We start from the raw sequence: 9,118 nt of genomic DNA, 5'->3' as shown, positions 1-9,118 counted from the left end.
ATGGTCGCGTCATCCTCGATGGAGGCGGTGTCATGGGGCGTCGCCGACGGCACAGGCGCGGCAGTATGAACGCTCATGCTCGCTCCTTTGCGTCGGGTGATGATCGCCTCGTACACTCTTGCAGCATTCTCGCCGTCGCGGAATGCCTGGTGCTCGGCGGCAATCCGTGCTGCATGGTCGCGCAGCCTGTCTACCCATGGCCGATCGTCGAGCAGCGCGAGCAGCTCTGCCCAGCTCGCCACCTCGGTGCCGCCGCTGAACTGCCGATACGGCTCGTAGAGCCCGCGTGTGCGGGTGTAGCGCGCCACATCCGGTGCCAGGTAGGCAATGGGGCGGCCGAGCAGGGAGAAGTCGTAGGCGATCGAGGAGTAGTCGGTGACGAGCACGTCGACGGCGGGCAGAAGGGGAGTGATGTCGCGCACCTCGCGGGAGGTCAGCAGCCGCACGCGCTCGCTCGCTCGGTAGTCGCCGACGCTGTGCGGATGCGGGCGCACCACGAGGGTCGCGTCGCGCTCGGTGAGCCACTGCTCGATCTCCTCCCACTCCTCTGGTGTCGGCACGGCGGGGTCGGGCTCGCCGTCGCGCCAGGTCGGCGCGTAGAGGATGACCTCACCGGTGCAGGGGGCGATGAGCTCGGAGAGCGCGGCGCGCGCATCCTCGCTCTGGCGCGTGACGACGACATCGTCACGAGGATCGCCGGTGACAACCACGCGCTCGGCGGGCAGGCCGAACGCCGTGCGAAGGCGGGAGGCCGAGAGCTCGGAGGCCGCGGGCAGCAGGCTGATCGCCGACGCGCTGCGGCGGTAGGCGCGACGAAGCAGCCCGCCGAGTCGGGGGATGCGGCTGGAGAACGTGACGGGGGAGTCGAGCTGGATGCGCTTGAGCGGGATGCCGTGCCACAGCTGAACCACGAACGCACCGCGGGCAGCGAAGCGGTTCACATCGCCGAATCCGTGGGTGATCACGACGACCCCGGCGCGCAGCGTGAGACGGAAGCCCGCGACCGAGCTGGAGCGGGCGTGAGGGATGCCGAGGGCGGCGGCCGCGGCATCCTCCTCGCTGCTGCTCGTGAGCCACACCGGCTCGTGCCCGTGCGACCGCGCGACGTGGAGCAGCGCAAGCGCGCCCTCGCCGACACCGGACCCGCTGCCGAACACCCACAGGTCGCCATCGCGGCGAACAAGGCGCGTGGCGATCGCGCCGGCGAGGTAGAGCGGTGCGGCGAGGATCTTGCGCGCGTTGCCAGCGGCGAAGGTGAATCCCTGTCCTTGCTGCGGCACGCTTGAGCGTAACAGGGGCCGGGCTGCTTTAATCAGACCGTGCCCCTGCTCTCTGACATCAGGACAGCGCGGCGTCTCGCCCGCAACCTGCTGCGTTCGCGACGAACGCGACGCGCCCTCGCGAACCTCCTGCCGACGATCGAGCAGCCCGCGCCGGGCAGCATCGAGATCGCGGTGTACTTCGCCGACACGCGCGTCAACCTCTATCAGATCCGGCAGTGGTACGCGCCGCTCGCCGAGCTGGCAAAGACCCACCCCGTTGCGATCATCGCCCGCTCGCCGGGCACCGCGCTGACCCTCATCGACGAGGCGCCGATCCCGACCGTCTACAAGCGACGGGTCGTCGATCTCGAGCAGTTCGTCGCTGAGCAGCAGCCGTGCATCATCTTCTACGTCAACCAGAACGCCAAGAACTTCCAGATGTTCCGCTACGGCCGCATGTGGCACGTGTTCATCAACCACGGCGAATCCGACAAGATGTACATGACCACGAACCAGTTCAAGGCATACGACTACAGCCTGATTGCCGGCCAGGCCGCCCACGACCGGTTGAAGCGCAAGCTCTGGGGCTTCGACCTCGCGAAGAAGACGATCCAGATCGGCCGACCGCAGGCCGACCACTTCGCCGGAGAGCTGCCGTACACGCCCGACGAGCGCACGGTCGTGCTCTACGCTCCGACCTGGGAGGGCGACCGCGAGGCGGCGGCCTACGGCTCCATCGCCTCGCACGGGGTCGGGCTTGTGAAAGCGCTCCTCGCAACGGGGCGGCACCGGGTGATCTACCGGCCGCATCCTCGCAGTGGCGTCGTCGACCGCGAGTACCGCGCGGCAAACCAGGAGATCATCTCGGCCATTGCGGCGGCGAACGCGGCAGACCCGACCGCGCATCACGTATTCGACAACGGTCCGACGATGGGCTGGCAGCTCGCCGCTGCCGATGTGGCGATCAGCGACATCTCCGCGATGATCTACGACCGTCTCGCCGTCGGCAAGCCGCTGCTGGTGACCCGCCCGGCAAACCCCCTGGCCGAGGTCGACGAGGGCGGCTACCTCGGTGCGGCCGAGTGGCTCGTTGCGGGGGCAGATATCGTCGCGGAGGTCGACCGGGTGCGGCTCAGCGAGACGGCACAGCAGAACCTCGACCACTGGGTCGAGCGCCATTTCGGAGACACACGCCCCGGCGAGGCGACGCGACGCTTTCACAAGGCGGTTGAGAAGCTGCTGGCCGACTGGCGCAAGCACGCGGCGATTCACGAGGGCGACGCTGCCTCGAGCGAGGCGTCCCCGTTCGAGGACGACGACGACGAGGATGCGGCACCCGGCGACAACGACTGAGCTGCCGCACCGCTACACCAGAGCCCGCCCGGGAGAAACCCCCACGTCGGCTTCTGGCAGGGCGCGTAGGTTCGACGCATGCCTCGACTCCGCCGCAGCGACCCCACCGGCCCCGGCTTCGGGCGAGTGAAGGCGGGTCGCGGGTTCAGATTTACCGGGGATCCGTCTGCCGCCGATCGTGAGCGCATCGACGCGCTAGTCATCCCTCCAGCGTGGACAGACGTGTGGATCTCCCCGCACGCCAACGGTCACATCCAGGCGACCGGGGTCGATGCCGCAGGGCGCACCCAGTACCTCTACCACGAGGCGTGGCGCCGCCAGAAGGACAAGACCAAGTTCGACCGTGCACTGAGCCTCGCCGCCTCCCTGCCGTCTGCGCGCCGCAAGGTCACGCGTGACCTCCGTGGGGACGACGCCAAGGGCCGCACGCTCGCGGTTGCGTTCCGCATGCTCGACGTCGGCGCCCTTCGCGTCGGCTCAGAGCGCTACACCGACGACAACGGCAGTCACGGTCTCTCGACTCTGCTGTGCTCGCACATCTCGGTGACGGATGACGTGGTCACGCTCGGTTTTCCCGGCAAGAGCGGCAAGACCTGGAGCTCCCAGATCACCGACGCGGATCTCGCGCGCGAGCTGTCCGCTCTGAAGAGACGCGGCCCGACCGCCCGGCTGCTCGCCTACCGGGAGGGTGGGCAGTGGCATCCTGTCTCTGCGGCGGAGATCAACGACTACGTGCGCGACTGCACGGGCGGATCCTTCACTGCCAAGGACTTCCGCACCCTGCGGGGAACGGCAGCGGCCGCCCTCAGCCTCGCGCGGCACGGCCCGGCTCCCACGCGCAGCGCCACGCGACGCGCGCTCTCCGAGGCGATGCGCGAGGCATCGGTCGTGCTCGGCAACACCCCGACCATCGCGCGCAAGAGCTACGTCGATCCGCGGGTGATCACGCGCTTCGGCGCGGGGGAGACCGTGGACGCGTCGAAGCCGGCCTCAGTCGAGCGGGAGCTGCTGCGACTGCTCGCCTGAGTAGACGCATGAATACAGCTCACGTTCTTACGGGATCCATGCCGTTTTCGTGCCAGAATCCCTTGTGTCCTCTTTCTTGATGTCCGCCCTAGCGGCTGGATTAACGACGGTCGTATTCCTAGTCGGTTTTGCCTCAGTGCGACTTAGAGCTCAGCGAGATCGCGCTCTCGGTCGCTCAGACAGCGTGGCAGTTGATCTGGCTAGCAAGAACTCAAGCGGCATACTCCTCCGGGATGAAGACATCCAACGGACAGCAGACGCGTTTGCTGACGCAAGCAAGCTGGATCCGATGAGTCGGTGGACCGTCTTCGTCACGTGGGTAGTGACTGCCTTGATGATCGGCCTTGCCGTCGTCGCTCGGATCAAATCGGACACTACCTTTGCCCTCGATCTGGCTCTATGGACCGTCGACACATGGTCGGTCGTGTTCGTCCTCGTTGTTGCTTTCACAACCGCCTTTGTCGGTAACTCCGAATACTTGTGGATTGGTCATGATTTGTCGCGACGTATCGATGAGAGTGTCGTCGGGCTGGTTCGCAAGGCAATATCGGCCCGCGAAGGTGGCCGCCTCGTCGAAGCTCGCAATCATGCCGACATGCTCACGGCAAAAGTGCCGTCGTGGCCCTGGGCCTTCGCGTTTCGCTCTCAACTCCTCTCCGCGACAGGTGAGGACACCGCCGCGCTGAGAGATATGAATCGAGCTGTGCACCTCGACTCCTCACATGCCTGGTATCGAATTGCGCGGTCAGAACTGTTCATGAGGGCGGGAGATCCTAGTTCGGCCCTCGAAGACTTGAAATCCCTGGGCGACGAAATGCCAGAAGAAGCCGAAATCATGCGTCTTCGCGGCAGCGCCCTTTACGAACTCGGCCGGCGAGAGGAATCGCTGGAGTATTTCAGCAAGGCGCTTGCACTCGACCCAAAAGACGTGAGCATGAGAATCCACCGCGCCAAAGCTCTGGCTGACAACGACCCCTCTGATCACTCGTCCGACAACCCGTCTGGTGTGCTGCGCACCATGCTCCTAGACGAAGGTCAGCGAATCGCTGTGCAGTCAGTAACGTCAAGGGGCCGTGAGCGGCTCTACGAAGAAGACCTGCGCGCGGCCGTTCTCGACTTTGACCTTGTGCTTGAACACGATCCGGGAAATCTGGACGGTCTCGTGCTCCGTGGCTTCGCACTTTTTGTCCTTGGCGAGGATTCGCGCGCACTCGCCGACTTCGACGATGCAATATCTCAGGGCGCTCGGGAGGACTACGTCTTAAGCACTATGGCTCGGGCATACCGCCGTAGAGGCAAGCTGTTGGAAGCCGAAGACTTGTATGGGCGATCTATCGCTGTCAAGGAAAGTGCTTGGACTGTCTTCCAGCGCGGCCTGACCCGTCACTCCATTCGGGATTATTCGGGTGCCATCTCCGATTTCGAGCGAGCGATTGCGCTCGACTCCACTCATCTTGAAGCCATGTCGCACAGGGCGCTCTCCCTCGCCAAAATGACGAATCATGCGGCATCGGACAGTCAGTTCAGAGATGTAGAGCGCATGGCCCCAACCAACGCTCACAACTACACGCTTTGGGTGCAGTCACTAGTTCAGCGAAACGAGCCCGGTGCCGCTTTGGAGATATTGGAACGGGCCGTTTTCAATAGCCCTTTTGAAGGCCAGCTGTATCTCCTACGAAGCCGGGTGTACGGAGCCCTACACCGGTATTCAAGTGCAATTGATGACCTCGACTCCGCAGAAAAACTCGGCGTCGATGAAATCGTCTTGTCATTGGACAGGGCTTCGTGTCTGGCCGGCATGGGAGAGACGGAAAAGGCTGAGTCCGTAATTGGCCTTGCAGCTGAGCGCCCCTCCGCCCATCAATACGCTGCACTCGCGACCCGCGCGACTCTCCGGCGAACTCTGAAAAAGCCCGAATCCGCGTTGGAGGACTATTCCAGCGCTCTGGAACTGAATCCCACACAGACTCGGCTAATGGTGAGCCGTGGTTGCTTGCTGCTGTCCCTGTCGCGACTCGACGAAGCAATGAAGGATTTTGATCGCGCTGTTTCGCTCGATTCAAGAAGCAATACGGCGCTAGCCCACCGAGCGGAAGCTCGCGCCCGAAGCGGCGACAGAGAAGGTGCCCTCCTCGATCTCGACTCTATGGAGGGACAGTCAAACGATCACGTCTCGCCCGACGGAATTAGAGGACACGTCTACTTTGAATTGGAGCGCTGGGCGGATGCGGCGACTCACCTCCGGATGGCTATGGATGCATCCACCGGACGGCAGAGGTCTGAGTACATGTCATCGCTGGCCGCTGCCTATGACAATGCCGGGGCTTTTGCGGACGCTGAAGTGCTGTTCAGCCAGCTGGCAAGGAACGAGCCGACTCCCGAAAGTCGCCTTCGCTTGGCTATCTGTCTGAGCCAGCAAGGAAAGTCGGACGAAGCACGCGAGCTTTTCCGGCTGACCAAGTTCGAGCTTGGAGACGAAGCTGAGGCCGTCTTTTCTAGGAACGTATTGCCTGGGCGGCTCCTCGAGGAGGACCGAGTCCTTGGCGACTGGGCGGTCAATTAGCCTCGCGTTGCACATCGATCTGACGAACTAGCGTCTGTCGCCTTAGCCCCAACAAGCAGCGTTTAGTCAATGATCGACGAGCCCATCTCAGCCGGGAAGGGGCGTCCGGCCTCGATCGCCTTCTGCGCTCTGCGCTCGACGCGCGCCTCGCGGCGCTCGCCGCGGGTGATGCGCACGACCGGCTCAAGGCCCTCTGGAAACGCCAGCGGGGTGCCGAAGGCATCGCGGGTGCCGCGCACGATCTGGCGGCCGAGGATGTTGTTGCCTGCCCCGCCGACGACCGCCCCGATGCCGAAGGGAATGGCCCTGCCGAGCACCGATGCGCCCTGCGTCGCACCGAACCGAGCGAGGAACCGCTTGCGCAGCTCGTTGCCGATGCGGTCGACCGCGGCCTTCGGCAGCTGCTTGGTGACGAGGTCGCCCCAGAAGGCGCGTCGGCCGGGGGAGGTTCCGGTGACCTCCCCAGCGAGCTGGCGAACGAGATCGGTTCCGGCGGAGCCGAGGATGAGGGCCATCACGAGCGCGCTTGAGCGGTCGGCGTCGTCGACCCGCACCCCGTGCAGCTCGCTCACCGACTGGGCGAACAGCGTGCTCGCCTCGAGAAACCCACCCGTCTCGACGGCAGAGAGGGCGATGGAGGTTCCAACGCCAACAGCAGGGATGACGGCGCTTGCCCCGACGAGCGCGCCGCCGGTCGTGACGGCCGTCAGGTAGCGCAGCTCGAGAATGCGCAGCACCTCCTCTGGCGTCGCGTTGGGGCGGCGCGAGCGGATGCTGCGCAGGTGCGCGAGAACGACCGGGCGCTGGATGTTGAGGAACCTGTCGAACGCGTCACCGGCGACCTTGGCCGCCTGAGGTGGAAGGGCGTTTGTCATCTCAGGCTCCGTAGTCTGCGTCGTATTTCTCTAGTACCTCGCCGATCGGCGCATCGAGCACGAGCTGCCCTTTGTCGAGGTAGAGCCCACGCTTGCAGAAGCGCCTGAGATCTTTCTCATTGTGGGAGACGAAGAAGAGCGTGCGGCCGCCGGCGAGCAGCTCCTCGATGCGCCGGTAGCACTTCTCTTTGAAGCCCTTGTCTCCGACAGCGAGCACCTCGTCGACGAGGATGATCGGCTCCTCGAGCCGGGAGACGACGGAGAAGGCGATGCGCACCTTCATGCCGCTCGAGAGGTGCTTGTACGGTGTGTCGAGGAAGTCGCCGATCTCGGCGAACTCGACGATCTCGTCGAAGCGCTCGGCGATCTCCGCCCGCTTCATGCCGTGGAGGCCTGCGGTGAGGTAGATGTTGTCGCGCACCGTGAGGTCGTCGACGAAGCCGCCGGTGATCTCGATGAGCGGGGCGACCCCGCCGTGCACGTCGACGGATCCCTCGTCGGAGAGGATGACGCCGGCGACGAGCTTGAGCAGCGTCGACTTGCCCTGGCCGTTGCGCCCGACAACGCCGATGGCCTCACCGGGCTGCACGGTGAACGATACGTTGCGCAGCGCCCAGAACTCGCTGGCAAGAGTGCGACGGGCGCGCCCGCCGAAGAGGTCTTTGAAGTTGCGGCGTGAGCGGCGGTTGCGGCGAAAGCGGATTCCGGCGTCGGTGACGGTGATTCCGCCGGTGCGTGCATCCACTAGATCTCCTTCAGCACGGCGCGCTCGCTGCGGTGGAACACGAACAGGCCGACGGCGAGGAAGGCGAGGCTCATCGCGGCAGCGACGACGATGTTGAACAGGTTGAGCTGGTCAGGGAAGAACGCCGCGCGATAGAGCGAGAAAATGCCGGTGAGCGGGTTGAACGCCGCGAGCGTGTGCAGCTCCTCTGGCAGCGCCTGCACGCCGTAGATGACCGGGCTCGCATAGAACAGGAAGCGCAGCACGAGCTTGACCGCGCGTTCCATATCGCGGAAGAAGATCACGAGCGGGGCGACGATGAGGCCGATTCCGAGGGTGAGGACGAACTGGATGAGCAGGCCGACGACGAAGTACACGGCCTCCCAGTGCAGCTCCGCCTGGCTTGCAATCGCGAAGATGGCCAGCACGGGAAGGCTCGCCACGAACTCGATTCCCTTCGAGCACACGATGCTGGCGACCCAGATGGTGCGGGGGATCTTGGTCGAGCGAATGAGCTTGGCGCCGCGGATGAACGCGCGAGTCGAGTCGGAGATCGCACCGTTGAACCACGTCCACGGCAGCAGGGCCACGAGCAGGAAGACGATGTACGGGTCTTCGCCGGCCACCGAGCGGTTGAACACCTGGGTGAAGACGAACCAGTAGATCGCCGCCATCGCGAGCGGGTCGAGGATCGACCAGAGGTAGCCGAGGGCAGACGTCGAGTAGCGAACCCGCAGGTCGCGCTTGGTCAGCAGCCAGAGGGTATGTCGGTAGCGCGCTGCCGGGGACCAGGCTGGTCGCTCCAGCGCGCTGCTACTCACGCCCACCATCGTACCGACGCTTGGCTGCGCGGCTGCACGGCGCGGCAGTTAGACGCGCCAGCAGCTAGCCGATGCTGCAGCTATACGAAGAGGTTGGCTCGCTCGAGGTCTTCAGCGAAGTCGACCTCGACCGCGTAGAGGTCGGAGATGTCGACCGGCTCGATGAGGAGGCCGTTCTGCTCGATGGCGAGCTCGATGCCGCGCTCGAAGTAGTCCTGGTCGCCGACGCGCTTGAGCTGGCGAAGGAGCATGGCCTTGTCGTCGCGCGACACGAAGTTGATTCCGACGGCCTCGCCCAGGCCGCCGCTGACGGTCTTCGAGAGCTCGCGGATGTACCCTTCCGCGTCGGTCGTGTACTTGACCTCCTCGTCGGACACCTTGGCGGTGTTGACGGAGACGAAGGACTGCTCGCGGGCGACGAGCGCTGCGGCGCGCTCGAGGGCCATCGGGTCGAAGACGACATCGCCGTTCATCCACAGCACTCCGCCGGGCGC

Annotated in this window: 7 protein-coding genes and 1 pseudogene; 3 read left to right on the top strand and 5 right to left on the bottom strand. The window is 64.9% G+C overall.

All coding sequences use genetic code 11. The features are described 5' to 3' along the window. Window positions 1–1,280: CDP-glycerol glycerophosphotransferase family protein (locus AC14A7_RS09150; RefSeq protein ID WP_484008331.1), on the bottom strand; the 1,280-nt coding region annotated here is incomplete at its 3' end. Window positions 1,281–1,319: 39 nt separating this feature from the next. On the opposite strand from AC14A7_RS09150, the gene AC14A7_RS09145 reads away from it, so the two are divergent. From AC14A7_RS09145 to AC14A7_RS09135, 3 genes are all read left to right on the top strand, one after another. Further along, on the top strand, window positions 1,320–2,615 hold the full coding sequence (locus tag AC14A7_RS09145; RefSeq protein WP_484008330.1) for a CDP-glycerol glycerophosphotransferase family protein: 1,296 nt from the start codon (window positions 1,320–1,322) through the stop codon (window positions 2,613–2,615). A gap of 78 nt (window positions 2,616–2,693) precedes the next feature. Beyond that, entirely contained in the window at window positions 2,694–3,641 is a 948-nt protein-coding gene (locus AC14A7_RS09140; RefSeq protein ID WP_484008328.1) for a DNA topoisomerase IB, read from the top strand. Window positions 3,642–3,975: 334 nt separating this feature from the next. Next, a complete protein-coding gene (locus tag AC14A7_RS09135) occupies window positions 3,976–6,204 on the top strand; it encodes a tetratricopeptide repeat protein (RefSeq protein WP_484008326.1) in 2,229 nt (742 codons plus the stop codon). A 62-nt stretch (window positions 6,205–6,266) separates the two neighbouring features. On the opposite strand, the gene AC14A7_RS09130 is transcribed toward AC14A7_RS09135, so the two are convergent. The 4 genes and pseudogenes from AC14A7_RS09130 to AC14A7_RS09115 all read right to left on the bottom strand — a co-directional run. Further along, complete coding sequence (locus AC14A7_RS09130; RefSeq protein WP_484008324.1) at window positions 6,267–7,079, bottom strand: hypothetical protein; 813 nt, start codon at window positions 7,077–7,079, stop codon at window positions 6,267–6,269. A gap of 1 nt (window position 7,080) precedes the next feature. Further along, a complete protein-coding gene (locus tag AC14A7_RS09125) occupies window positions 7,081–7,824 on the bottom strand; it encodes an ABC transporter ATP-binding protein (RefSeq protein WP_484008322.1) in 744 nt (247 codons plus the stop codon). Then, a complete protein-coding gene (locus tag AC14A7_RS09120; protein ID WP_484008320.1) occupies window positions 7,824–8,633 on the bottom strand; it encodes an ABC transporter permease in 810 nt (269 codons plus the stop codon). Before AC14A7_RS09120 ends, AC14A7_RS09125 begins: the two co-directional genes overlap by 1 nt. Window positions 8,634–8,704: 71 nt before the next feature. Then, window positions 8,705–9,118: pseudogene (locus AC14A7_RS09115) on the bottom strand (phosphocholine cytidylyltransferase family protein); the annotation flags it as partial.

Source organism: Conyzicola sp., assembly GCF_057073975.1.
The sequence above is the reverse complement of the archived record's forward strand: the minus strand, read 5'-3'. Positions and strand labels throughout refer to the sequence as shown.

Excerpts from the sequence above, each read along its gene's own strand:
- AC14A7_RS09140 (WP_484008328.1), top strand. The coding sequence starts at position 2,694 with ATGCCTCGACTCCGCCGCAGCGACCCCACCGGCCCCGGCTTCGGGCGA.
- AC14A7_RS09135 (WP_484008326.1), top strand. The coding sequence starts at position 3,976 with ATGATCGGCCTTGCCGTCGTCGCTCGGATCAAATCGGACACTACCTTT.
- AC14A7_RS09130 (WP_484008324.1), bottom strand. The coding sequence starts at position 7,079 with ATGACAAACGCCCTTCCACCTCAGGCGGCCAAGGTCGCCGGTGACGCG.
- AC14A7_RS09120 (WP_484008320.1), bottom strand. The coding sequence starts at position 8,633 with ATGGTGGGCGTGAGTAGCAGCGCGCTGGAGCGACCAGCCTGGTCCCCG.